Origin of the sequence: Hyphomicrobium sp. MC8b, from assembly GCF_905067615.1 — a bacterium.
Lineage (GTDB): Bacteria > Pseudomonadota > Alphaproteobacteria > Rhizobiales > Hyphomicrobiaceae > Hyphomicrobium_B.
Genome location: NZ_LR898465.1, coordinates 3359494 through 3383341 on the forward strand (window position 1 = coordinate 3359494; position 23848 = coordinate 3383341).

Annotated in this window: 21 protein-coding genes; 6 read left to right on the forward strand and 15 right to left on the reverse strand. The window is 59.5% G+C overall.

Annotated features, from left to right (window positions below; genetic code table 11):
- Positions 1-540: 540 nt before the first annotated feature.
- Positions 541-1602, reverse strand: a complete 1062-nt coding sequence (locus tag ACLB1Z_RS16255) for an SH3 domain-containing protein (RefSeq protein WP_409560767.1) — start codon at positions 1600-1602, stop codon at positions 541-543.
- Between the two features lie 275 nt (positions 1603-1877).
- Here ACLB1Z_RS16255 and ACLB1Z_RS16260 point away from each other — a divergent pair, with 275 nt between their 5' ends.
- Together ACLB1Z_RS16260 and ACLB1Z_RS16265 are read left to right on the forward strand one after the other, a co-directional pair.
- A complete protein-coding gene (locus tag ACLB1Z_RS16260) occupies positions 1878-2780 on the forward strand; it encodes a polysaccharide deacetylase family protein (protein ID WP_409560768.1) in 903 nt (300 codons plus the stop codon).
- Between the two features lie 248 nt (positions 2781-3028).
- Positions 3029-3400 carry a hypothetical protein gene (locus ACLB1Z_RS16265; RefSeq protein WP_409560769.1) on the forward strand — a complete coding sequence of 124 codons (372 nt, stop codon included), beginning with the start codon at positions 3029-3031 and terminating at the stop codon, positions 3398-3400.
- A gap of 23 nt (positions 3401-3423) precedes the next feature.
- On the opposite strand, the gene ACLB1Z_RS16270 is transcribed toward ACLB1Z_RS16265, so the two are convergent.
- The 3 genes from ACLB1Z_RS16270 to ACLB1Z_RS16280 all read right to left on the reverse strand — a co-directional run bounded on the left by ACLB1Z_RS16270 (position 3424) and on the right by ACLB1Z_RS16280 (position 6721).
- On the reverse strand, positions 3424-5166 hold the full coding sequence (locus ACLB1Z_RS16270; protein ID WP_409560770.1) for a cytochrome c biogenesis protein DipZ: 1743 nt from the start codon (positions 5164-5166) through the stop codon (positions 3424-3426).
- 253 nt (positions 5167-5419) lie between these two features.
- Positions 5420-6457 carry a glutamine synthetase beta-grasp domain-containing protein gene (locus ACLB1Z_RS16275; protein ID WP_013948732.1) on the reverse strand — a complete coding sequence of 346 codons (1038 nt, stop codon included), beginning with the start codon at positions 6455-6457 and terminating at the stop codon, positions 5420-5422.
- Positions 6458-6493: 36 nt separating this feature from the next.
- Positions 6494-6721: a hypothetical protein gene (locus tag ACLB1Z_RS16280; RefSeq protein ID WP_024276260.1), complete on the reverse strand. Its 228-nt coding sequence runs from the start codon at positions 6719-6721 to the stop codon at positions 6494-6496.
- A 173-nt stretch (positions 6722-6894) separates the two neighbouring features.
- Here ACLB1Z_RS16280 and ACLB1Z_RS16285 point away from each other — a divergent pair, with 173 nt between their 5' ends.
- A complete protein-coding gene (locus tag ACLB1Z_RS16285) occupies positions 6895-7152 on the forward strand; it encodes a DUF2735 domain-containing protein (protein ID WP_409560771.1) in 258 nt (85 codons plus the stop codon).
- 232 nt (positions 7153-7384) lie between these two features.
- Here the strand turns inward: ACLB1Z_RS16285 and ACLB1Z_RS16290 are convergent, their stop codons facing one another.
- Both ACLB1Z_RS16290 and ACLB1Z_RS16295 read right to left on the reverse strand, forming a co-directional pair.
- Positions 7385-8326 (reverse strand): glutaminase, encoded by a 942-nt coding sequence (locus tag ACLB1Z_RS16290; protein WP_409563294.1) that lies wholly within the window; start codon positions 8324-8326, stop codon positions 7385-7387.
- Between the two features lie 149 nt (positions 8327-8475).
- Positions 8476-9285, reverse strand: coding sequence for an SDR family NAD(P)-dependent oxidoreductase (locus tag ACLB1Z_RS16295; protein WP_409560772.1), 810 nt, complete (start codon positions 9283-9285; stop codon positions 8476-8478).
- A 115-nt stretch (positions 9286-9400) separates the two neighbouring features.
- On the opposite strand from ACLB1Z_RS16295, the gene ACLB1Z_RS16300 reads away from it, so the two are divergent.
- Complete coding sequence (locus tag ACLB1Z_RS16300; protein WP_409560773.1) at positions 9401-10429, forward strand: GlxA family transcriptional regulator; 1029 nt, start codon at positions 9401-9403, stop codon at positions 10427-10429.
- A gap of 514 nt (positions 10430-10943) precedes the next feature.
- Here the strand turns inward: ACLB1Z_RS16300 and ACLB1Z_RS16305 are convergent.
- Positions 10944-12503 (reverse strand): alpha/beta hydrolase, encoded by a 1560-nt coding sequence (locus ACLB1Z_RS16305; protein WP_409560774.1) that lies wholly within the window; start codon positions 12501-12503, stop codon positions 10944-10946.
- A gap of 171 nt (positions 12504-12674) precedes the next feature.
- Between ACLB1Z_RS16305 and meaB the strand changes: the two genes are divergently transcribed.
- Positions 12675-13676: a methylmalonyl Co-A mutase-associated GTPase MeaB gene (gene meaB / locus ACLB1Z_RS16310; protein WP_409560775.1), complete on the forward strand. Its 1002-nt coding sequence runs from the start codon at positions 12675-12677 to the stop codon at positions 13674-13676.
- Between the two features lie 6 nt (positions 13677-13682).
- On the opposite strand, the gene ACLB1Z_RS16315 is transcribed toward meaB, so the two are convergent.
- The 3 genes from ACLB1Z_RS16315 to ACLB1Z_RS16325 form a co-directional block, all read right to left on the reverse strand.
- Positions 13683-14819: an alpha/beta hydrolase gene (locus ACLB1Z_RS16315; RefSeq protein ID WP_409560776.1), complete on the reverse strand. Its 1137-nt coding sequence runs from the start codon at positions 14817-14819 to the stop codon at positions 13683-13685.
- Positions 14820-15020: 201 nt separating this feature from the next.
- Positions 15021-15761 (reverse strand): Crp/Fnr family transcriptional regulator, encoded by a 741-nt coding sequence (locus tag ACLB1Z_RS16320; protein WP_409560777.1) that lies wholly within the window; start codon positions 15759-15761, stop codon positions 15021-15023.
- Positions 15762-16120: 359 nt separating this feature from the next.
- Complete coding sequence (locus ACLB1Z_RS16325; RefSeq protein ID WP_409560778.1) at positions 16121-17557, reverse strand: sugar transferase; 1437 nt, start codon at positions 17555-17557, stop codon at positions 16121-16123.
- Positions 17558-17777: 220 nt separating this feature from the next.
- On the opposite strand from ACLB1Z_RS16325, the gene ACLB1Z_RS16330 reads away from it, so the two are divergent.
- Positions 17778-18293 carry a transcription termination/antitermination protein NusG gene (locus ACLB1Z_RS16330; protein WP_013948743.1) on the forward strand — a complete coding sequence of 172 codons (516 nt, stop codon included), beginning with the start codon at positions 17778-17780 and terminating at the stop codon, positions 18291-18293.
- Here ACLB1Z_RS16330 and ACLB1Z_RS16335 read toward each other — a convergent pair.
- From ACLB1Z_RS16335 to ACLB1Z_RS16355, 5 genes are read right to left on the reverse strand one after another with little or no spacing between them, the layout of a single operon-like run.
- The gene (locus ACLB1Z_RS16335) at positions 18259-19557 is read right to left on the reverse strand and encodes a glycosyltransferase family 4 protein (RefSeq protein WP_409560779.1); all 1299 of its coding nucleotides are present in this window, start codon (positions 19555-19557) and stop codon (positions 18259-18261) included. The genes ACLB1Z_RS16330 and ACLB1Z_RS16335 overlap by 35 nt on opposite strands.
- Before the next feature lie 31 nt (positions 19558-19588).
- Complete coding sequence (locus ACLB1Z_RS16340; protein WP_409560780.1) at positions 19589-20155, reverse strand: WcaF family extracellular polysaccharide biosynthesis acetyltransferase; 567 nt, start codon at positions 20153-20155, stop codon at positions 19589-19591.
- Positions 20145-21329: a glycosyltransferase gene (locus ACLB1Z_RS16345; protein WP_409560781.1), complete on the reverse strand. Its 1185-nt coding sequence runs from the start codon at positions 21327-21329 to the stop codon at positions 20145-20147. The genes ACLB1Z_RS16340 and ACLB1Z_RS16345 overlap by 11 nt, the downstream gene beginning before the upstream one ends.
- Positions 21330-21342: 13 nt before the next feature.
- Positions 21343-22482 carry a glycosyltransferase gene (locus tag ACLB1Z_RS16350; protein WP_409560782.1) on the reverse strand — a complete coding sequence of 380 codons (1140 nt, stop codon included), beginning with the start codon at positions 22480-22482 and terminating at the stop codon, positions 21343-21345.
- Positions 22479-23846: an oligosaccharide repeat unit polymerase gene (locus ACLB1Z_RS16355; RefSeq protein WP_409560783.1), complete on the reverse strand. Its 1368-nt coding sequence runs from the start codon at positions 23844-23846 to the stop codon at positions 22479-22481. The genes ACLB1Z_RS16350 and ACLB1Z_RS16355 overlap by 4 nt, the downstream gene beginning before the upstream one ends.
- Positions 23847-23848 lie beyond the last annotated feature (2 nt).

Genomic DNA, 23848 nt, shown 5'->3' on the forward strand with positions numbered 1-23848 from the left:
AATCCTTCAAAACTCACTATCAACCTGAAAAACAATAGTTTTTTATGTGTCCGATATTTCACAAATATAAAACATGCGTGTTTTATCTATTCGGCAGCACCGTTTATTCTGCAGAAGAAAATCAATTGCCGGATATACGACAAAATATATCTCACGGCATATGCCCATGGGCCTAAATACGAATCACCTATTCCGCACCAGAAAAACACTCGGATCGCATTGAACCGCAATTCGCAATCAATTGTGATCCGATGTTATTTGCCCCGCCTGGAGCATGAAGCGCAAAGTCTGCCAACCAGTTGCGTGGCCGCCATCGCTACGCGAACGAGCGCTGATGGCTCGCTATACGAGGTTTGGCGGCCTTTTTGTCTCCGTGCTGCTCGCGCAGATGCGCGAGTGGCGCGCCGTCAGCCGCACGCGCTAGCGCGGCAGCATTTCACAGCAAGGTTTTGAGGCACGACGGCCAAACGCAAAACGCCGCCGACCGCCTAGGAGCGGAACGGCGAAAGCATTTCTGTCAGGAAGCGCCGCTGAAGCGCATCAGGGAGCCGGATCCCAGTAATTCGGCTCCGAAACCGCAGCGGTGTTTGCAGCGGTCTCTTCGGTGAGATAGCGGCGATTGACCCAGCCCACGAGCGTCTGGTGCTTCACGGGGCACCAGTCGTTCTGGCATGGCCCGGTGATGGTGATGCCGCGGCTGTTGGGCGGAATGCCGCCGACGGTCTCGTAGTCAGACGATGGACCGGTGCGAATGTTGAGAACGTCGCTCGGATCGACGCCAGCAACGCGAAACGGCTTCCGATCAGCGCGCGGGGCTTGGATCTTCGCGACTTCGACTTTTGCGCGATGGGTCTTGGCGGCGACCTTGACCGACGTAAAAAACTGCGGCTTCACCGATGCGACGGCGACGGGATCGTGATGTTGCGGCCGGACCGCCGGACGCGGCGCGGGAACATGGAAGGCGACGGTCGTCGTCTCGGCGTCGATATGTTTCGGCGCGGCCGCAGCTACAGCCACTGTCGACGTATTGAAATGAGAAGCTTGCTGGGAGGCGCGAGTCTTGGCCTCGGCCGTGGGTGCGGAAGCCTGAAGCGTCGAAGGTTTCGCCTCCGGCTCATTCGCAGCCACCGCGACCTCAGGCTTCTTTTCCACGCGCTTGCGTACCGGAGCCGCCGGCTTCTTTGCCTCGGCGACGATCGTGGCAGGCTTGGCGACAGGCGTGCCACGTTCGACGATGGTTCCGGTGCCGGTGTCGCCGTTGTCCTTCCGCCAAGTGAAGCGGTCGCCGTTCAAAGTGATCGTGGCGCACCGCTGCTCGGCGTCAAACCAGCGAAACCACTTGAAGCAAACTTTATTTTCGGTGACCCACCAGCGGCCACGATCCTTGGAGGCACCCAGTACCGCGCCCAGGGCGGTGCCTGCCTCACCTGACATCAGGCCATCGTGGCCGATGCGAACAGAAACGGTGCTCCCGACAGGTGTGTCGAGTGCCAAATGCGATCCGCCAAGCGTCGTTTTGATGGCTTCGCCCGTGAGCTGGACCTCGCCAGCCGCGACGGGGCTTGCAGCAAAACAGCCAAGCAACAGAACGAATTTACGCACATCAGCTCCTGCACGGGTCAAGGTAAAGACTTTGCTAGCTAAGTGTGGCAGAGATTCGATTGCAGCCGGGTAAATGAACGTGCCTATACGACCAATGCCGGGTGCGGTGTCCTGACTCATGCCAGGACACTTGTCGGGCAGCTTAAGATGTATGCGCTATTGCCACGGCGTGTTGTATTGACGAACCATCTCAGGCTGAGCAGAAGTCTCACTCACGGTGGTCGTTTCTGGACCTCTACCTGCTTTGATTTCATGGCCCTTTGGGGGTGGGCGACATGCGGCTGATTTGGAAGCTAAGCTTTGTGATGTCGGCCGTAATGACAGCAGGCCTGCAGACGCCCACCGCAGTGCGCGCCGAGGACACGTGCCCGAAAGGGACGCTCGGAGTCTCGCGAACGATCGAAGTGGATACGACGGGCGGCCCGTGGTTTGGCGAGCCGCATGGGGATCCGAAATTTCTCGCGCCGGACGAAGTCGTACTGACCTTCGACGACGGCCCCTCGCCGCAGGACACGCGCAAGGTTTTGGCCGCTCTCGCCAAGGAATGCACCAAGGCGACGTTCTTCATGGTTGGTGAGATGGTGGCCCTCCATCCGGAGGTCGTCAAAGAAGTCGCCGAACAGGGACACACAATCGGGACGCATACCTGGTCTCATCCCAACGTCGCGCGACTGACGCTTCCCGAGATCAAGCAGGAAGTCGAAGCGACTTTCGATATCGTGCAGAAGAACAGCCCCGAACCGGTCGCGCCGTTTTTCCGCTATCCTTATCTCAGCAGCAGCAAGCTGTCGGAAGACTATTTCAAGAGCCGCAACATTGCGCAGTTCGCGGTTGACGTCGATTCGAATGACTGGCGTGTGCGGAGTTCGGCTCCGGTTATTGCGCGTGTGATGGCGGGGCTCAAGGCGCGCGGTCGCGGCATCATCCTGATGCATGACATTCATAAGTGGACGGCCGACGCCGTTCCCCAACTGCTCGCAAAGCTGAAGGCGGGGGGCTACAAGGTCGTTCAGCTCAAAGCCAAGGCGCCGGTGCAGGTCATCGCCGACGTATCGCCGCCGGCGCCGAAGCCGGTCACCAAGCGCAGCTCGCGAAAGATCAAACGCAAGGCTTATACAAAATATTCCTCACACGCTCGAAGGGCTTCGCTTCGACGGAAATCAGCCCTCGTCGAATAGCGTATGGCCGTCATCCGTCAACACTGCATGATCGCACATGCATTGCGCGCATACCGCCATAAGCAATTTTGATTTGCACTGAACGTCGATCCGGGCGAGCCTCCATTTTGTTAACATTCGGCACAGAGTTTCGGCGCCGTGCGGAACGAATGCGAAATAGCCAGAGATCATCGCCCATCAATATCGAAATCATCAGAGCGATATTGGAATCCGCCCAGGAGTCATGGAACTCCGGAAGCGTCGAAGGCGTGCTGGCTAAATACCTAGAAGACGTCATCTACACTACGAATACCGGTGGTCCCAACGGCGAATCTTTGACTATTCGGGGAAAGGAAGATGTTCGCCGCCGCTATCTCGGCGCTATGGCACTCATCGAAAGTCGCTCACGCATCGAATATGTTCGGTGGGACAATGGCCTCGTGCGGACACGGCTTGTCGCCACGATGCGGCATCGCGAAACGGGCATCGAATTGACCGTGCGGCTTCGGCAGCTCATCCGCTTCAGGGGATTTCTGATCGCAGAGATCCAGGACTTCCACGACGCCGCTAAATTGGCCGCGTTCTGGCGGTTTGTGGGAGCCACTCTGGAGCATCCACAGCAGAAAACCGAAACCGTCTGATAGATCTGACGTCGCGGCGGCTATTAGCCGAATGTGAAAGCGAAAGCCTGCACGCCGGGATCGAGAAACTCGATCTTGAACGTGCGATCTGCGATCGCCCCAGATTGACGGACAAGCTGATAGAGCCGCTGCGTCGTGACCGTTCCGTCGCCAGAGGCGTCAGTGTCCGCGCCGTGACCGGCATCCGGCGCTTTGCCGTCGATCGTGACCTTGAAGCGCACGGGCTTGCCGTCCGGCCCTGGCCCCAAAACGAGGTGCAGATCGCGCGCATGGAACCGAAAGCTGATGCTGCCACCTGCCGCATTCAGCGCGGCATGCTCCGGCGTGATGGTCCAGTTGCCATTCAGGGCCCAGTCGTTCAGCTCATCGGGCTTGCCAGTATAATCGTGGGAGGCGTCGCGGATCGCGCCGCCCGGCGAGACAAAATTTTCCGCGCGACGGTAACCCACATACGTCTCGGGTGACTTGACCGTCTCGGATGGCTGCGCCTCGATGCCCGAACCATCGACCGAGACGATGCCGGTCGAGACATTCTTGTGTCCGGCTTCAGCAAGCAGTTTCTGAATCACGCGCTCGGAGCCATCATAGTCGCCCTCGCCGAAGTGATGGTGACGGATGTTGCCGTTGGCGTCGATGAAGTAGTGCGCAGGCCAATACTCGTTATTGAAGGCGCGCCAGATCGCGTAGTTGTTGTCGATGGCGACTGGGTACGTGATACCGAGATCCGAGACTGCCTGCTTGACGTTCGCGATCTTCTTCTCGAAGGCGAACTCTGGCGCGTGGACGCCGATGACGACCAAACCTTCGGCCTTATACTTCTTTGCCCAGGCTTCGACATACGGCAGTGCGCGCAAGCAGTTGATGCACGAGTAGGTCCAAAAATCGATCAGGACGACCTTGCCCTTCAACGCCTCGCGCGTCAGCGGCGGAGAGTTGAGCCATTCGACCGCGCCATCGATTGAGGGCATCTTGCCTTCGATGGGAAGCTCGCCTTTGTCGTTCGACGCGACAGCGGTTTCGGCATTCGGCATCATGGAGCGTCCGCCGAACATATCGACCAGACGCTGTTCGAGAGAGGCCGTGCTAGCAAGCGACAGACGGGTAAGAACGCCCGTGTCGGCGCCCATTGCGATGGCGCCCGCCGCGACCAAAACGAGGACGCCGACGCCGCGGCGCACCCACTCACCGACTCCGAGCGAGCTCTTCATGGCGGCGAATACACGTCCACCCGCCAGCAGAGCCAGAGCGAGCGATGTCGCTGCGCCCGCCGCATAGGCGAGCAGTAGCAACGTCGTCGTCGCGCTTGCGCCGTTAAGTGCAGCACCTGTCAGGATGAGACCGAGCACGGGACCGGCACAGGGCGCCCACAGCAAGCCGATAGCGACACCGAGCAGCAGCGACGGCCAGATCGCGGCATGGCCAGCGGCGGCGCTGTCAGCGCGTTTCGATAGCCGGTCGCCGAGCGTGACGAGCGGATGGGTGAGACGTTCGGAAAGGCCGGGGAAGACGAGCGCAAGGCCGAACAGCGCGACCAGAATGAGCGCGGCATAGCGGCCATATTCGTTTGCGGCAACGGCCCAACCGCCGCCGACAGCCGCCAGCGTCGCAACGACAGCGAACGTCGCCGCCATGCCAATGAGAGTCGGCAAGCCGCTTTGCAGGAACGGCTTATCGGCTCGCGCGAAGACGAATGGCAGCACCGGCAAAATGCACGGACTGACGATGGTGAGGACACCGCCGACGTATGCGAGGAGGAGCAGGAGCATTTCCGGTCTCTATCCTAAACGAACTGTCATGAGCCAGCTCTCAATCGAAAGCTATGGCCGTTGCTCATCAGTACGTGGCGTCGAGATCGGACGTTACAATGTTCACGCGGCGCGGGTGTTCACCCAAAATAGAGGCGGTCCGAGACGTGAATGCGCAGCGCAAAATGGTGTTTGAGTGCCTGGGCCAGAAGGGGCGCCTCGTCCCAGATAAACTCGTGGCGCCGACTGCAAGAGCCGGCGCCACGATAATGCGTTAGGCAGCCTTCGCAGCAGCGCCAGCCGGCACTTCCGAGATCGTCTTCAGAACCTGGGACGCGATCGCGTATGGGTCGCCCTGCGAGTTCGGGCGGCGATCTTCAAGGTAGCCCTTGTAGTTGTTCTTCACGAACGAGTGCGGAACACGGATCGAAGCGCCGCGGTCGGCAACGCCGTAGCTGAACTTGTTCCACGGCGCGGTCTCGTGCTTGCCTGTCAGACGCTTGTCGTTGTCCGGGCCGTAGACGTTGATGTGGTCCATGAGGTTCTTGTCGAAGGCTTTCATCAGCGCTTCGAAATAATCCTTGCCGCCGACCGTGCGCATGTACTCGGTCGAGAAGTTGCAGTGCATGCCTGAGCCGTTCCAGTCGGTGTCCCCGAGCGGCTTGCAATGGAACTCGATGTCGACGCCATACTTTTCCGTGAGACGGAGAAGCAGGTAGCGCGCCATCCACATTTCGTCGGCAGCCTTCTTGGAGCCCTTACCGAAGATCTGGAATTCCCACTGGCCTTTCGCCACTTCGGCGTTGATGCCTTCGTGGTTGATGCCGGCAGCCAAGCAGAGATCAAGGTGTTCTTCGACGATCGAGCGGGCAACGTCGCCAACGTTCTTGTAGCCGACGCCGGTGTAATACTCGCCCTGCGGTGCCGGATAGCCTTCAGCCGGGAAGCCGAGCGGACGGCCGTTCTTGTAGAAGAAGTATTCCTGCTCGAAGCCGAACCACGCGCCGGAATCGTCGAGAATGGTCGCGCGCTTGTTGGAAACGTGCGGCGTGACGCCGTCGGGCATCATGACTTCGCACATGACCAGTACGCCGTTGGTGCGCGCCGGATCGGGATAGTGAGCAACCGGCTTCAGAACGCAGTCAGAGCTCGAGCCCTCAGCCTGCTTCGTGGAAGAACCGTCGAAGCCCCACAGCGGGAGATCCGCGAGATCAGGGAACGAGCTGTATTCCTTGATCTGTGTCTTGCCGCGCAGGTTGGGCACGGGCGTGTAGCCATCGAGCCAAATATACTCAAGTTTGTACTTCGTCATTCTGGACAGCTCCCTAAGTTGACGTCTGTGGAATTCCTATTGGATGCGCGGCCGCCGATCGCAGGGCTGGCTGCGCGAACCCGAAGGCGCGTTGGGCGCGACGTACGCGCACCAGCGTCGATGGAACATGGCGCTCATTGAGATATCCATGGTGAAGCCGCCATCACGCCGTCGGGCAACGTTAACAGCGGCTTCGAACATGCCTCCAGACACATTCCCGGCGAAGAGGCAGTCGCTCTCGACCTGGGAATCGTCAGTCAGCATCGAACCTCCTCAAATGAAGCATGGCCATCGGAGCCAAGGCTTGCGGCGGAACACAACGATGACTACGTGCGTTCAACAGCGCTGGCAATGCTACCGAAAGATGCAAAACCTAGCATGCCCATAATATAGGCAATTGCTGATTTCAATTGAGGCATCAGGAAAATCGGGCCATCATGAAGGACGAGCCGGTCATCTTTGACACCGGCGAAGCGAAACGCGAGGCAAAAATGGAAGAAAGGCAATTACGACCGACTGCTAAAATTTATCAGTTCCCCAAGGGCGGACGTGCGGCTCTGCATGGTCAGGAACGCCTGGTTAAGTCTGCCGCTGCAATCTTGCCGGCATGGCATTTCCGTAAAGTCGGATTCAGCGATTGCTGGTATCATGAAGAAGCCGTCGAAGAAGACGCGCGAGTGGTGCGTTGGAGTTGAGCATTTGCGCTCGTCCGTTCCGAAAAATCGACGACACGTCCGCTGAATGATCGCGCGAAGGGTTGGCTCGAACCTTTTGCGCGAAACGGATGAATCTCATCCGCTTCATTGAACTTCCATAAAATCAAATGCGATTTCTTTGCTGAGCGTCTCAACGCGATGTTCGAGATATTTTTCGCGTGGCTTCGTCTCCGCTAACCGGTTAACGGCCTCCCTCCAGACGACATCGCATTCAGGCGCCGAAAATCGACCAGCCCATTTTCTTGGCGAGCTTTTCGAGCGCGATCTGGCCCAGCCGGGAATTGCCGGTAGTATCCAATCCCGGCGACCAGACGGCGATCGACGCCTTTCCGGGGGCGACAGCCAGGATGCCACCGCCGACGCCGCTCTTGCCCGGCAGACCCACGCGATAAGCGAACTCCCCGGAGCCATCGTAGTGGCCACACGTCAGCATGAGCGCGTTGATCCGACGCGCCCGTTCCGGTTGCACAACGGCGAGGCGGGTTGAGGGATTGCTGCCATTTTGTGCAAGAAAGCGTCCCGCCATGGCTAACTGGCGGCACGACATGGCGATGGCGCAGTGGTGAAAATAGACACCTAGAGTAAAATCGACCGGGTTATCGAGAACGCCGAAAGATTTCATATAATTGGCGAGAGCAGCGTTGCGGAAGCCGGTTCGATGCTCGGATGCGGCGACTTCGTGGTCGATGGTGACGGTCGGATCATCGGCTAAAAATTGCATAAATCGCAAAATTTCACCCAGCGCCTCGCGCGGCTGGTGACCAGACAGAATCAAATCCGTCACAGCGATGGCGCCGGCGTTGATGAAGGGATTGCGCGGAATCCCCTGCTCGCGTTCGAGCTGGACGATCGAATTGAACGGGCTGCCGGACGGCTCGCGGCCGACACGCGTCCAGAGCCGGTTTCCCACCTTGCCCAGCGCCAGCGTCAGGGTGAAGACCTTCGAGATGCTCTGAATGGAAAACGGAACGTCGCCGTCGCCGCCGACAATGACGTTGCCGTCCGATTCGATCACGGCGATGCCGAAGTACTTGGGATCGACGCGGGCAAGCTCTGGGATGTACGAGGCGACCGTGCCGCGCTCAGACATGCCACGCATTTCGTCCACTATCTCTTCGACCACCGTCTGAAGTTTGCTCACCGAACTTTCCATCATGCCATTTGCGAACTGCTCACCTTCTAGCGGGCAGCCGTCAAATCGCACAAGTTCCGGTGCGGCGCACAGCCAGCGACACGGCGCGATGAAGCGCCGCGTGCTCAAGGGCGGGCGGCTGATGATTGGTCAGACCAGATGTCTAACGCTCACGCCGTCTGCGCGGCCTTGATGCCATAGCGCGGCGCCGGATTGACGTTGCTGAGCTTGCCGGACATCGCTTTCCGAGCCGCCTCGTATGCCTCCCAGTCGGCAGCATCCTGCAACGCCGGGATCGTCACGACCTCACCGTTGTCGAGACCCGCGAGCGCGGCATCGACCATGTCCTCGGCCGACATCACCCATGACGACGGCATGTTCGAATGCGGAAAGCCGGCGATGTCCCAGAATTCGGTGGCGGTTGCACCGGGCAGAACGACCTGGATGCGCACGCCCTTGTCGGCCAATTCGTGCTGAAGCGATTGCGAAAAGGCGAGCACATAAGCCTTCGAGCCGCCGTAGACGCCGTTGAGCAGTTCCGGCGCGATGCCGACGATAGACGAGATGTTGATGATCGTCCCCTTCCCGCGCGATGCAAAGGCGGGTGCCACCGCGTACGCAAGACGCGTCAACGCCGTGACGTTGAGATCGATCATCTCCACCATCTTGCCGATATCGGATTGAAGGAGCGGTACAGCGGAACCGAAGCCTGCATTGTTGACGAGCATCGTAACGGCTGGATTTTCCTTCAGCACGCTTTCGACTTTGGCCAGCGAGGCCCTGTCGTTCAGATCTGCGGGAAGGATCGTGACTGAGCGGCCGGTCGTGCTTGCGATCCGCGCCGCGACGTCTTTCAGACGTTCCTCGTTGCGGGCGACGAGGATCAAATCGTAACCCCGTTTGGCGAGACGGTCGGCGTAAATCGCGCCGATGCCGCTCGACGCGCCGGTAACGACGGCGGTGCCTTTCGATGCGCTCATAATGGTCAATCTCCGTAATTGCTGCATGCTGCGGCGATTACGTAGGCTTGCAGCGGCTTGGCTCAAACGACATATATGAGGCGTTTTAAGCCATGGCTCTTTTTAGGACGGGACAATGCGCGTCGGATTTCTGATCTACCCGAACTGCTCGATCATGGGCCTTGCTGTCACGACGGTGTTCGAAATGGCGAATTTCGTGCACGGCGAACCCGTGTACGAGCTTCATTTCGTTTCGGAAAAAGGCGGCCCGATCAAAAGCTCGGCGGGATTGGTTTTCGATACGAAGCGGGCCGGCGGCCTCGCGTTCGATACGCTCATCGTCGATGGCGCCAATGATCCAAAGCCGGCATCGCCCGGCGTCGTCAAATACCTGCAAGCATCCGAGCGCCGGTGCAGACGCGTTGCCGCGACCTGCACAGGGGCGCTCGTGCTCGGCGATGCAGGGCTACTCGACGGCAAGCGGGTAACGACGCACTGGCTTTTTGCCCGAACGCTGCAGGAGAAATGTCCGACGGCCCTCGTCGACGAGGATCGCATTTTCATCAACGACGGCAAGATCTGGACGTCGGCGGGCATGAGCGCGGGTATCGATCTCGCGCTGGCATTGGTGGAAGCCGATCTCGGCGCGGAGACCGCGCGCTCAGTGGCGCGGAAGCTCGTGCTTTATCATCGCCGGTCTGGCGGACAATCGCAGTTCTCCGAGCTTTTGGAGCTGGAGCCGAAGTCCGACCGCATTCAAACGGCCCTCAACTACGCGAAGAAGAATTTGCATCGCCCACTCACTGTCACGGATCTCGCCGGAGCTGCGCATTTAAGCCCGCGGCAATTCTCGCGCGCCTTTCGCGACGAGACGGGGCAATCTCCCGCAAAGGCAATCGAGTCGCTTCGCGTGGAGGCGGCCCGCATTTTGATGGAACAGTCACGACATTCGATCGACGTCGTTGCGCGACAGACAGGCTTTGCCGATCGCGGCCGGATGCGCCGCGCGTTTCTTCGTGTGTTGGGGCAGCCGCCGCAGGCCATCCGTCGCAACGTCCGACAAGAGACTGAGCACTTGCGCGGACAATCAGGCAAGGCGCGGCGTGCCGATAAGCCGTCCGTCACGAAAAAGCATGCGTCGCGCGGCACAGCTTCGGCTTTCTAGACGATTTTGCCGGAACCATCGGTGGCGGTCGCCGCGGTTTTCTTGAGCGTGTCAAGAATACTGACATTCCGGACAAGCCAAAAAGTTTCGCAACTCGTATTTTCTGAACGAAATTTACATTCGTGGCATATGCCACGAAGACGAGGCCTCCGCGGTTTTTTCTTTCACGCGCAGGCCGCAAACGCCGTGATGTAAGTCTTTGGAAGGATAGTTCTTAGTCCCCAATCCTGGAACTTTGGATGGGGTTCTCCGTTGAACTGCAATCTTGCCGGAGTTTGACCAGTGGATGGATATCTGAACGACATCCTGCTCGTGCTTTCCGTGATTGCAGCGCCAATCATTTTTTGCGTGTTGTTGTATTACGGACTGACAATCAAAGATCGCCACCATCACGATGAGGGCGAGCCCGGCAAGCAACCAGGGTCGAGCTCGGGAAATGCACAGCCTGGAGGAGATGCGGGCGCCAAATCGGCGTAGCTAAGCGTATCAAGCGAACGCCGCGCGACGTTCGCCGTCAGTTGGTTGCTTGAAAGCGCCAATACAGTCCGCCCGGACTTTCGACGGCAAGAATACTCTTCAAGCGTTTGTCCGGCGGACGGACACCAAATTCGACAAGCGCCTTGACGTCATCGAGAAGCGCCGGGTTCTCAGCGTAACCCGAATGATTGAGTCCCAGCGCATCGGTCGAGACGGCCGTTACGTCGATGGTGTCGACGCCGGGAATAATCAACGGGCCATCTTTCGGAACGTCGCCCGCGCGAGGAACGCCGCCCCAGAACCGTTGAGAATATCCAAGCGCCCGATCGTTTGAGGCGGCGTAGAGCGTTACACCCTTGGCGAAGTTTTTGATTTCACGCGCGATGATGTTGAACTTGTCTCGGTCGACATCCGGAGCCGCAAGAATGACTTGACTGATGACAACGCCTTGCGGAATTTTCGGCCGCAGCCGTTCGAGCACGCGCAGCAGCAGTTCGTTGCCCATCGAATGCGCGATGAGGCTGATGGACTTTGCGCCGCTCTTCTGGATGACCATGTCGAGAAATTCGGCAAGCATCGGCTCGGCCTGCTCGACGCTGCCATGATCATACGTATAGCTCGCGACATTGCCGCCAGATGGCCAGCTATAGAGGAACGGCACACCGTCGAAGCCAAGGTCGTAAGTGATCTGCGCCGTCCGGTAGAGGGCGCAATCGAACGACGTGTTGAACCCGTGGATGAAGACGAAGGCGTGGTTCTTGAACGTAGATGATTTCGCCAGTTGCTCCTTCACGAGCGCCAGCATCTGATCTTCCGTCAGGCTGGTGATCTCCTGCACGGTGAAGTGCTTATCGGGATCTTCCTTCTCGGCGTAGATCTTGATCTTGAAATACGGAATCTCGATCACACGTGGCCGCTCGATGTGCGGGACTTCATGGCTGAACGGCACGGTGATAAGCGCACGGCCAAGCTGCAGCTTGTGTCCGCGTTCGGAACCGAACTGAAGGCGCGTTGGATCGGGCTCGACCGCGCGATCCGTTCCGTAAAAAACCGGAACGACTTTATATTTCTTGTTCGGATCGGTTTCGACGGCAGCGCGACCGGCGGCGCCCGGTGCAGCTGGCGGCGGCATCGCAACGACGGGTGGCGGCGGCGGTGCTGGAGATGGCGAAGCGGTGGGAGCGGCTCCGGCAGATTCTTCCTCAGGTGGCCGAGCAGCGCCGGCAGGTGCGGGTTCTGACGACGGCGGCTCGGCTGCGGTATCAGCATCCTCATCCGGCGCGGCAGCCTTCTTCTTGCGATAGTAATGGTACGTTCCGGGCTTCTCGTCGCTTCCGCTCGATACTTGGCTTTGCTCTTGCCCGTCGGATAGTTCGGGAGCCACTGGCTTAGGCGCGCTCGCCTCCGGCGCGGGAGGCGCAGCAGGTGCGGCCGAGCCCGCAGGCGCTTCCTCGATGGAGCGCGATTGATTATCGGCGGTCTTGCCGATTTTGGGGGCTTCGGAGCAGGCCGTCAGCAGGCCGCATGCGATAATGGCCGTCAGGCCGATCCTTGCGAGCGATGCCGGCCGCCGCCAGCGTTCGGTAACCCAAGTCACGCTACCCTCCCTCCAACGCCCCGTCTTAAGGCTACGGAGCTTGGGCTCCGCAAGCAACCGGATCTATGGCATGTGATTGTGACGGCGAAGAGCGAAATCGCAGCTTGCAGCGGCGTCGTTTTTCTTGTCCAACGTCCCCTTTGCGAACGAACAGGATTCAGCATTTAAGCCATGGCAGTTACAGCACTCCCAGCACACAGAATTTCGGTTGCCGACTATGTGTCGGGCATCGCTGGCGGGGACCGGGCAATGCTGGCACGCGCGATCACCCTTGTGGAAAGTTCGAACCCGGAGCATGGCCGCCTCGCGCAGAAGGTGCTGCAGGAGCTGTTGCCGAAGACCGGCAATGCCGTTCGCCTCGGCATCACCGGCGTACCAGGCGTCGGCAAATCGACGACCATCGATCAACTTGGCATGAACCTGATCTCCGAGGGGCACCTCGTGGCGGTATTGGCGATTGATCCGACGTCGAAGCGTTCGGGTGGTTCCATTCTGGGCGACAAAACGCGGATGAGTTCGCTGGCGCAGGAGCGGAATGCCTTCATTCGCCCGTCGCCCTCGTCCGGCACGCTCGGCGGCGTGACGCGGCGCACGCGCGAAACGATGGCGCTCGTCGAAGCGGCCGGCTTCGATGTGGTGATCGTGGAGACGGTGGGCGTCGGGCAATCGGAAGTCGCCGTTGCCGACATGGTCGATTTCTTTTTGGTGCTGCTGCTCGCAGGCGGCGGCGACGATCTTCAAGGCATCAAGAAAGGCATTATCGAGCTTGCCGACATGATCGCCATCAATAAGGCTGACGGCGACAACATCAAACGGGCGGAGAGCGCGGCGGGCGACTACAAGAACGCGCTGCAGATTTTTACACCCCATGGCGCGACGTGGTTTCCGCCCGTGCTGACGGTTTCGGGGCGCGACAACCGCGGGCTCAAAGAGCTTTGGGAAAAGGTTCTCGAACATCGCAAAACGATGTCGGAGACCGGCGAGTTTGCCAAGCGGCGGCAGGTTCAGGCCGTGTCATGGATGCGCGACATGCTAGAAGACCGGCTCATGGGCGCGCTCAAGGCCAATCCTCAGGTCGGAGCCGAGCTTCCGAAAATTGAAGCGGCCGTGCGCAACGGCACACTCCTGCCAACGCTCGCCGTCGACAAAGTCATGGCTATGATGGGGCTTTGACGTTTCTCACGCTTTGAGATGCGTATCGAAGAAGCCAACGATCTCATCGAAGGCCTCCTTCGTCTCCGGGACGAACGGCGTCAGGAACTGGGCATGGCTTTCGCCTTCGAAGACTTGCAACATAGCATGGACGCCAGCCTGCCTGAGCTTGCGGTGCGTTCGGACCGTGTCACTCAGGATCAGATCGCGCGTGCCCGATGTGAGAATGGCGGGCGGAAAGCCGCGGAAATCGCCGAAGACCGGCGACAACTCGGGAAAGGTCAGATCGTGCGTTCCGGCGTACAGCGTTGTAGCCGCGTGAGCCCAGCCCGCCCCCGAGACAAGCGCATTGTCGACGTACGCGTTCGCCATGACGGTGTCGCCGGACCATGTCAGGTCTGCGCATGGGCTTGCCGGAGCGATGGCGCCGGGCAGCGGCAAACCCTGGGATCTCGCGCGTAAAATCGTCGACAGCGTCAGCCCGCCGCCCGCCGACGTACCAAAGATCGCCATCTTGCTTGGCTCATACGATGCCAGCAGCACGCGCCAGACGGCCGTTACATCGTCGAGCGCTGCCGGGAACAGATAGTCGGGCGCCATCCGGTAATCGATCGAGACGACGCGGCATTTGCTGTAGCCCGCCATCAGCATGCCCTCGCCTGCGCCGGCTTCTCCCGGAAACAGCACGAAGCCGCCGCCGTGAATATGAACGAGCAAGCGATTGCGATTGTTCGGCGCGATTTCCGGCGGCGTAATGACGAACACGGGCACGCCGGCCATCGTCGTGCTTTCGACGTGAAGGGAAAATTTCTCTTTGATCGCGGCGATATTGCTCGCCACTGACGCCGCGCTCTTGAGAGCAAGTTGCTTCCAGGCTGTCGCGTCCTGGGGAATGTCGTCCCAGCCCACCGGATATGGCGAGCCGATGATCGCCTGCAGCTCCGGACTCACGGTGGTGGGAACGGGCAGCTCGCGTGCGGGGATTTTGCGGGGTGGCGGACCAGCTGTGGGCTGAGGCTGAGAAGGTGACGCGGGCGGCGCGGTCACCGCCTCCTCGGCTGTCACTGCCGATGGAATCAGAGCGGCCGCCAGGGACGTGCCAAGAAAGCCACGCCGCGAAACCGCACCCGGCTTGCTCAATGCCGTAAAAGGAAATCCGCTCATGATCGCTCCCTTCGATTGCGGGAACGAACAACGGGCATTCTTCCCCTCGCGTCAAGGCCAGGAAGCTGAGCGAACGTCGAGGCTTATTGGTCGGTCCGCGAACATAAGCAGCGCTGCCGTCGCCTACCGGTCAGCCAACTGCACGTCGTCATCAACCCACTCGATTTACCGGAGCGCACGGTACCTAGGCGGCAGGCGCACTTATTGAAGAGTGGCGCGCAACTCTTCGTCCGTCGCCGCGGCCCACTTAACCGGGACGTTCTCACGTTCCTCGGCAATGGATTCCAGGGCCGGTACGTCCTTGAGGCGGAGACCGTGAAGCGGTGCCGTCTCGATCAGTCCGCGCATCTCGAGTTGCATCAACGCGAGCGCAAGAAGGTCGACGCTAAGGCCGAGAAAATCGGCGATGACTCCGCAATCGACGGAGTCATCGATGAAGCTCGGATCACCACCTTCGTCGCGAATACGATGCGATACAGCGACGAGAAACGCGGCCAGACGAACCATTGGACGCTCACGTGCAGCACTCGCCAAGCTTTCGCGACGGAAGGCAAATTCGCGTTCGACGGCGTCGTGGTAGCGCGCTTTATTGTGCGGGTCGTCCTCAATGAGCCCTTCAAGAGCATCGCGTTCGAAACAACGGATCGTCGCGTCGACGGTCGCGCGGGCGTTGGCGGTGTGCCGGTCGAGGAAGCCCATGCCGACCAGCTCGCCAGCGAGCACATGCTCGATGATCTCAATGCGGAGGTCGGGGTGGATACGGTAAATGCACAGCGCGCCGGACTCGACCCGATACACTTTCGTTTTGATATCTCCGGCCTCGAACAAAAGCTCGTTGCGGGCCAAGGTTCGGAGCGAGGTATCTGTGTCTTGAATTGTCAGCGCGGCGACATTGGCGGCGCCTGCCCCGTTGCCGTCACCGGCTATGTCCATCCGCAGCATACCTGAACTCCACACTGCAAATATGTTTGTCCCGCCGACTAGTTAACCACGCGGCGCCAGGGAAAATCTTTCGGAAAGGAATGAAATGTTCGTGCAGGGCAATACCGATATCGCGATCAACACGCAATAGACGTACGACTTTTATTTTGCCGCATTTTTTGAACCGGGTCTAATTCTTTCTAATAGGAACGCGCGCTATGCATGCGTCCCAGATGAGAGAAGACCGTTCAATCGTTGATATTGGCCCGCCGTTCATTTCCATTTTCCCGACGGCTCTTAACGCGGTGAAAGCCGTTAGGTTCCGGGCGTTGGAAGAACGGGCCAATCGAAGCTATGTCGTCGGAATGAAAAGAGATATTTCATACGGGTTTATGTTCCGCCATATCGGCCGACAGAATAGACGGCCGATCGTTGCGAACGAGCTGCCAAGCCTCGTGAATCGCGTTCGGGTCGACCCTCTCGCCAAATAAAAGCATGCCTGCGGTCTGCGCGAGTATCGTCATGTCGAGTGCGAACGATGCATTCCTGATATACCAAAGATCGAGGGCGGCTTTATCTTCACTCGAAATGTCACGGCCTCCTTTGATCTGCGCCCAGCCCGTCAGACCAGGACGGAGACACAAGCGGGCAGCAGGCGCGGACGGCTGATCAACCGGCAACAGGGGCCGTGGACCGACGAACGACATGTCGCCGACGAGCACGTTATAGATCTGGGGCAGCTCGTCGAGACGCATCCGTCGCAACAGGCGACCGACCGTAGAGACGCGCTCAGCATCTGTCAGGGCACGGCCTGCGTGATCCCGCGGCGGCCCCATCGTGCGGAATTTCAGTACCTTGATCGGCTTGCCGCGTGCACCAGGGCGCTGCTGCCAAAATATCGCCGGAGCGCCGACGTCGAGAAGAACCACCATTGCGACGACGAGAATCAACGGAGCAAATACCACAATGCCAACAAGCGCAGCGGTGGCATCGATGAAGCGCTTCCAGGGCAAATAGGTGTTGACCGAAGGCTCCAGGCCATCGATGGCGGCATCGGCATTCTCTCGTAGACTATGGCGTGGCGGCAGCCAGTCGACGCGAAGCAGGCCGTCATCCTGCAACTGCACCAGCGCGGCCTGTGCTTTTCCCGAAAGTGCGGCCGGTGGCAATGTCACCACGATACGGTCGACGAAGATGCCATGGACAGCGAGGTCGTGCAGAACTTCATAAACCGCTTCCGGCGGCCCCAGAATTTTACGCGATCTCAGCCTTCGGCCGTGGTGACGGCGGGAGGGAGACAGGATGCCGACGATTTCGTTTTCTCCTCCCGCTTCCTTGGCGCCGCAGAGAAAGATGTCGGTCTGCGGACCGAGCCCCACTATCAATACGTTTTTGCGAAAGCCACCGACACTTCCATGGGGTACCCGTGCGCGGCGCCGGCGATCGTGGCGGATGCGCATTGCGACGCGCACCCCGATCAACGCGTAGAGCATCAGCAGACTCTGCAAGATCAGCAGATTGGGCGTGATCAGCACCGTCTGATCTAAAACGAGCGCCAGCGCTGTCGTGAGCGCGACAATCCCCACGGCGGCGCCGGCCACGTGCACGCCGTCACCCAGGGACGTGAAACGCCAGACGGTGCGGTTGAGACCGAAGATCAGCATCACAGGAATGGCCGCCGAGAGCGTGAAAGCCCCATACGCGCTTGCCGCCGCTATTGCGGACGCGACCGGTCCAGGCAGCGTGACAACGACGGCAATAAGCGTCGACATCGAAACGAGCAAGAGATCGACGACAAGCAAAACGAAACAATGCATTCCGACCACCCAAGCGAATCGAACTCTTTATATCTAGTCCTTTATAATCATAAATGCACCCATTACTAATGTTCATCCACACCCTTCATCCGCTTCCGAAAATTCGCGTTTTTCGAGGTTCTGCGGGCAAAATTGGACTGAGGGGCGAGATTAGTATTTAGACATCCAGAAATTCTGTTATGATACTTATGGATCATTTTAGAGCCATGAGGGGCAATTCGTGGATTCTTCGACTGCTGACGATGCCGCGTGGATCGCGGTCAACGTGCATCCTAATCGCGAGCACACCGCGGAAATGCATCTTCGCAATCAGGGGTACGAGGTCTACGTCCCCGTGCTGCGGAAACAAATCCGGCATGCTCGACAAGTGCGCGAGGTATTGCGTCCGCTTTTTCCAGGCTATCTTTTTGCACGCCTCACGCATTCTACCATGCGATGGCGGCCAATCTTGTCGACCGTTGGCGTCAGGTCCGTCGTGTGCATGGGAGAAGCGCCGAGTGTCGTCTCTCGTGCCTTTATCGATGATCTGAAATCGCGAGAAACGAACGGTGTCATCTCTCGCTCTGCTACAGCGCCGCAAGTTGGCGATACGGTTCGCGTCTCTTACGGTGCTCTCGACGGTCTCGCAGGCAAAATCATCGCGCTTTCGGAAAACGATCGTATCGTCCTGCTAATGGATATGTTGAGTCGCCCCGTCCGCGTTACGGTTCCTGGCGCTTTGCTATCGGTGGCTTAACGAAGTGCGACGTCCGGCATGTGTTGTTGGCAGGCGCCTCGGCGACGCTGAGAAGCAGCCTGCTCCACATTGCGATCGCGCTCATTCGGCTGAACTTTTCTTCGCACATCGCGCGGGCGCGCTCGCCCATGCCCGCACAGCGAGCAGGAACTTGGGCCATGGCATTGATCGTTTCGAGCAAGGCCAGCGCATCGCCGATGGCAACAATCGCACCACAATCGCGACTGACGATGTCGCGTGCTACCTCTCCGCGCGAGCTGCCGATGAAGATCGTGGGCCGTCCCGCCGCTGCAATACCGTAGAATTTACTCGGCACGATGAGGCCCTCAAGCTCGGGTTTGAGCGAGACGATATGGACATCGGCGGCTGACAGACTTTCGGCGAGTGCGCCGCGCGGCTGGTAGGGGTAGAATGAGACGTTCTTGAGCTCCCCAATCTCGGCTTCCCGTTTCAAGCGCTCATATCCGGCACCGCCGCCGATGAATACCCAGTGGATCGCACGCGTTCGAGCGGGCAGCTTCGCGGAAATAGCGATTGCGCCCAGCAACGTTTCGACATCGTGGGCGCGGCCGAGATTGCCGGAATAGCCGACAACGAACTTGTTCGCGAGGTTCCAATCGGCACGAAGCGCATTTTGCGACGGTGCGATGGGGCGGATCGCTTCGACATCGGACCAGTTCGGAATTACCGCGATCCGCTCTCGATCGACGCCGAGGTTTTGAAGGCGCTCAGCCATCGATGCACCGATCGCGACATTCCGCTCCGCGTGCCGAAGCGAAGCATTTCGGAAAATGCGCAGCGGCAGGAAAAGTATCTTCGCGGCGGCGCGGCCGGGTGTCAGCGCTTCGGCAACCTCGGGAAAAATGTCTTGCAGCCAATTTATGAGACGGGCGACGCGCACTTTTGCGACAAGCGCGGCGACAACCGAAACGGCGGGCGGGTCCGTCATCGCGATCAGGACATCGCCACGACGTACTATTTTTAGAAGTGCCCAGGCGGCAGACAGGTAGAACGTCAGATAGTCGACGGCACGCAGAATGACCGCGTCTCGGCCGTGCCGCGACGTCCAGACACGCTCGACGCGGACACCACCGACGGTCTCGGTCGCAGCCAATTGCGCCCCGGCATCGTCGTAGCGAAGTCTGCTCGTTATGACGTTGACGTCATACCCATGCTCTGCCAGCCCGAAGGCCAGATCCGACAGCATCTGACTGGTTGCGGAGTGATCGGGGTGGAAGAAACGATTGACGAAGATCAGTCGCACAGAGATCCTCCCTCGTTCGTTGATGGCGATGTCAAGATTTGGCGAGCGAGATCTCGGTAGGCCGTCCGATCCTGGGACCGATCTGCTTTGCCGGATTACCGGCATTGATGCTCCAGGCATGAAGATTTCGCGTCGCCACGCTGCCGATCGCGAGAACGCTGCCCTCCCCGACGGTCACGCCCGGCGCAACGACGGATCGCGCTGCGATCCACGCGCCATCGCATATGCGGATCGGCGCGGTGCGGAGATTGAAGCTCGTCGCCGTCCAGTCGTGATTGCCAGTACAGAGATAAGCTGCCTGCGAGATGCAGCAATGCGCGCCAATGGTGACGTCCGCAAGGTTATCGATCCAAGCATCCTCGCCGAGCCAGGAATGGTCGCCGACCGCCAACCGCCACGGAAATTTCACGCGCACGCCGGGCTTGATCGTCACATCCTTGCCGATGCGAGCACCGAACAGGCGCAGCACGATGCGACGATGAGCAGAGCCGGGAAGCTGCGAGCGAACCAGAAGGCATTGCGCCACGAGCCAGGCCGCTTCGACCCACGCGGGCCTTGCGCGGGAAAACGTGCGATTGTCAAATAAATCAAGCCGCATGTGTTTCATTCCCGCCAATGAAACGAACGCAGGCCGGGCGGCGGCCGCCGTCGCGCAGCCATGCGTACACTTCGAGCATCTGCTTCGCGACGCCGGTCCAGCTGAAATTCCGTTCTGCGAGCTGGCGCCCGTTGCGCCCAATCTCCGTCAGCGTTGCGGCGGGCATCTGCAGGACGGCCCGAAGCTCTTCCGCCAGCTGTGGAACGGTCGGGGAAATCCGGATCGCAGCGTTATGTCGAAAGCCGTCCGGCAGATTACAAGCCGCCGTTTGCAGGACGGGTTTGCCATACGACCAGGCTTCGAGGATCGCCATTGGCAAACCTTCGCTAAGCGACGGCAGCACGAAAGCGTCAGCGCGGCGCAGAGCGGAGTCTTTTTTCGGACCGAACAATGGTCCGAGAAAATGAATGCGACAACACAGATTTCGTTTTGTGACGAGCGCGCGCAGAGCATCCTCATGGCCGCTCTGGTCCCAGCCTGCGATCACGAGGTGCCATTCGAGCGTCTCGGCCGATGACGGCCATGCCTCAATGAGCGCAGGCAGATTTTTCTTCGGATGCAGGCGACCGATGAATAACAACACGCGTTGGTCCGAAGAAATGATGTTCGCCCAAGGGGCAGCGCGGCTATCGTCCATGCCCGGCATTGCGATGCCGTTCGGGATGATGCAAATCGGATTTGCGAAACCAAGCTCGCGTATCGCATCGGCCTCCGCGTCGCAAAGCGCATGTAGGCAGCTTGCGTGGCGAAGATGCGCGTTTTCGTAAAGCCGCGCCGCGATCTTTTTCTTCAACACCGAACGCTTCAGCGCCCATGCGTCGAGCATGCCGTGAGGAGAAACGACGTAAGGCCGCCGCGTTTCCGACGCCCATTGCAATACGACACGCGAGGGATGCTTCCATAGGCCGTGCGAATGCACGATGTCGGCATTCATGTCTCGCAGACGAGAGAAGGCTTGCAGAGAATAGCCAATTGAAGACGGGCCGACGACATCGAGGCAGGCGGTTGGAATGTCGCCCCACCCCGATGCGTCCGTTGCCCAGCCGCTATCGCGCAGTCCGAGAACGCTGACGTCTCCATTGGCCGCGATGAGACTGCGCGACAGCGCTTGAACCGACGCTGAGACGCCGCCGCCAAAGCGCGATAGGCTGCCGGTCACAAGAGAGACTTTCATCAATGTTCCGGCATCAAGCGCGACGTGACATCGCCGCAGCAAAGACGCTGCCGGTCAGACAAGGCCCGCACTGTGACTGCATCGCCATTTGCGCGGCTTCGCTGAGGCCAGATGCGAATCGCTCGACATCCCAGCGGGCAATGGAGCGGAGGCTGGCTCGGCCCATGGCCTGACGATCGCAGTCTGTCGCGATCGTACGCATCAGCGCCGCGAGACCGTCCGCATCATGGGGATCGAACGTAAATCCGTTGACGCCATTTTCGACGAGCTCAGCACTGCATCCCGCGCCTTTCGAGACCAGCACCGGAAGCCCGGCTGCCATCGCCTCGTTGACCACGAGCCCCCATTCGTCCTGCCAGCTCGGGTGCACGAAAGCGCCGGCCGAACGATAAATCGACGGCAGTTCGGCGTATGTCTTGTGTCCTATGAAATGAATGTTGGTGGCATAGCCTGAAGCTTGTCGCAGCCCTTCAAGCTTTGCGCGCAGCGGCCCTTCGCCTGCCACAACGAGATCCCAGCCGCCGTCCGGCGTTTCCTGCCGATAGCGTGCGAACGCGACGACGAGACATTCGAGATTCTTCTTTTCGATGAACCGCGCGCAGGCGAGGAAATGAGGCGAAGGCGCTCGCGAGCTTTGCAAATCTGGCGCGGCCGGCGCGAAATGGTGGTTATCGACGACATCGTATCCAAGCACGATTTTATTTTCCGCAAAACCAAGGCTTGTCAGATAGCGCGCGTGAACCGACCCGGCGACCAGCGCTGATTGAAAAAGCGCGATCAAGTGCTGCTTGACGAAGTTACGAACGACGTCGCCGCGCGCGGTGCCGGCGTGGGTATCGCTCATCAGGATCATGGGCACCTTGAGAGCGCGACTGTTCCGCACGGCCGAAAGAGCAAATGGCTCCGAGTACCCGGGGATTGCGATCGCGTCGGGCGCGAATTTCGGCAGCTCCGATGCAAGCCATCCATTGCGCTCGTGGGCGGAGGACAGTGTGACGACTCCGGCGTTACGCTTTTCCGCGCGCACGTTCCAATCGTAATCCACGTCGAGATCGGCATGTTCCAAAGCGAGGATGTCGTGGTGTTCCCGCGCGGCACGCAGCCGCGCAAGGTGATATGGACCGAAGCTGCGAAAAAGCAGAGCTATTCTCACGGCCGCATCGCGCGTGCGGGAGATAACGAATGAAGATGCCATGGTTGCAGCTGTGCCTTCGAACGCGCCGGGTGTCGTCGGATTGCCACTACGGTTAGAAACACGAGCGCCGGAATTCCGAACAGCAGCGCCCGAAACAGCCATGCTTCAATTGTCTGGGTAAAGATGTAAATCGAAAGCGCGGCGAGCATCGCGTAGGCTGGTTGAATCCGCGGATCGCTTCGGCTCCTGCGCCAGAATCGGCCATAAAACGTCCCCAGAGCGAATGCGACGAGCGGCGCAAACATTCCGAATTCCATCCAGAAGTCGCCAACAATTCCAGGTGCCGCGCCGACAGCCACTTGCCATCCGGTCACCGCATCGATGCGGTCTATGGGAATTCCAGCATCCTGTGTGAGATCGATGTCGAGCCCAAATGCGGCACAGACATCGGCGTACTTCGTCGGCCAGATCGATAGCGGCACGATACGGCCGAGCATGTGGGCGAGAATTCTCAGGCCGTAGAACGGTTCCCCAGTTTCGGTCACGTAACGAACTATCGCGGAAGAAAACAGATATTCGTTGCCGCCCCAATTTTCGAGCATGCGCGACACGGACCCTTGCAGCTCTTTCTGAGAGCCGAGGTAAATGGCACTACGGTTTGCGACGAGCCAGAGCAACAACGTCCCAATCGCGCCACCGCCGGAGACAACCAACGCGAACGGAATGCGCGGCCGGAATGTCAAAATATAGCTAGCCGCGACGCAGGTGATCGCTAAGAACGTCGGGCCGCGACGCGCACCGAGAAAGCCTTGCACGAGCAGCGGCAGTAGAAATGCGAGTGCCAGCAGCCAGTGATACCATCGCATCCCTGTCTTTCGTCGCGACAGAATAAGCAACGGAACGGCGACAAAACCAAATTGTGACGCTTCTCGAACGTAGCCGCTATCGTCCCAACCGCCGCCGTAAGCACGTCCGTAAGCGGCGACGAAGCCTCCGACATTGGCAATTCCAATCAGCCACGCCGCCAAGCCCGCGGCGCCGAACAGCAGGGCGAGGGCGAAAATCGCTGCGACGTTCTGCTCGATGATGGGTCTTGAGTCTACGCGTGTGTGCCGACTGCCCCACCATATTCCAAGGATCACCGCCGTGCTCATCACGTTGGCGATCAACTGGAATTTCGTTAGCTCATCCCAATAGCCGGCGCGTGATAGGAACTCATATTCGTCGATCGCGAGGCCGTGGATGGGATAAGCGACGTAAAGAAAGAGAAGCTGCGGAACACAAAATATCGTGGGGTGAAAGACATCTCTCCATCGGGCCCAATCGCGGACGATCGCGAAAGTGCCAAAGACCGCCAATCCAGCAGCAAGTGGGTAGAACATAC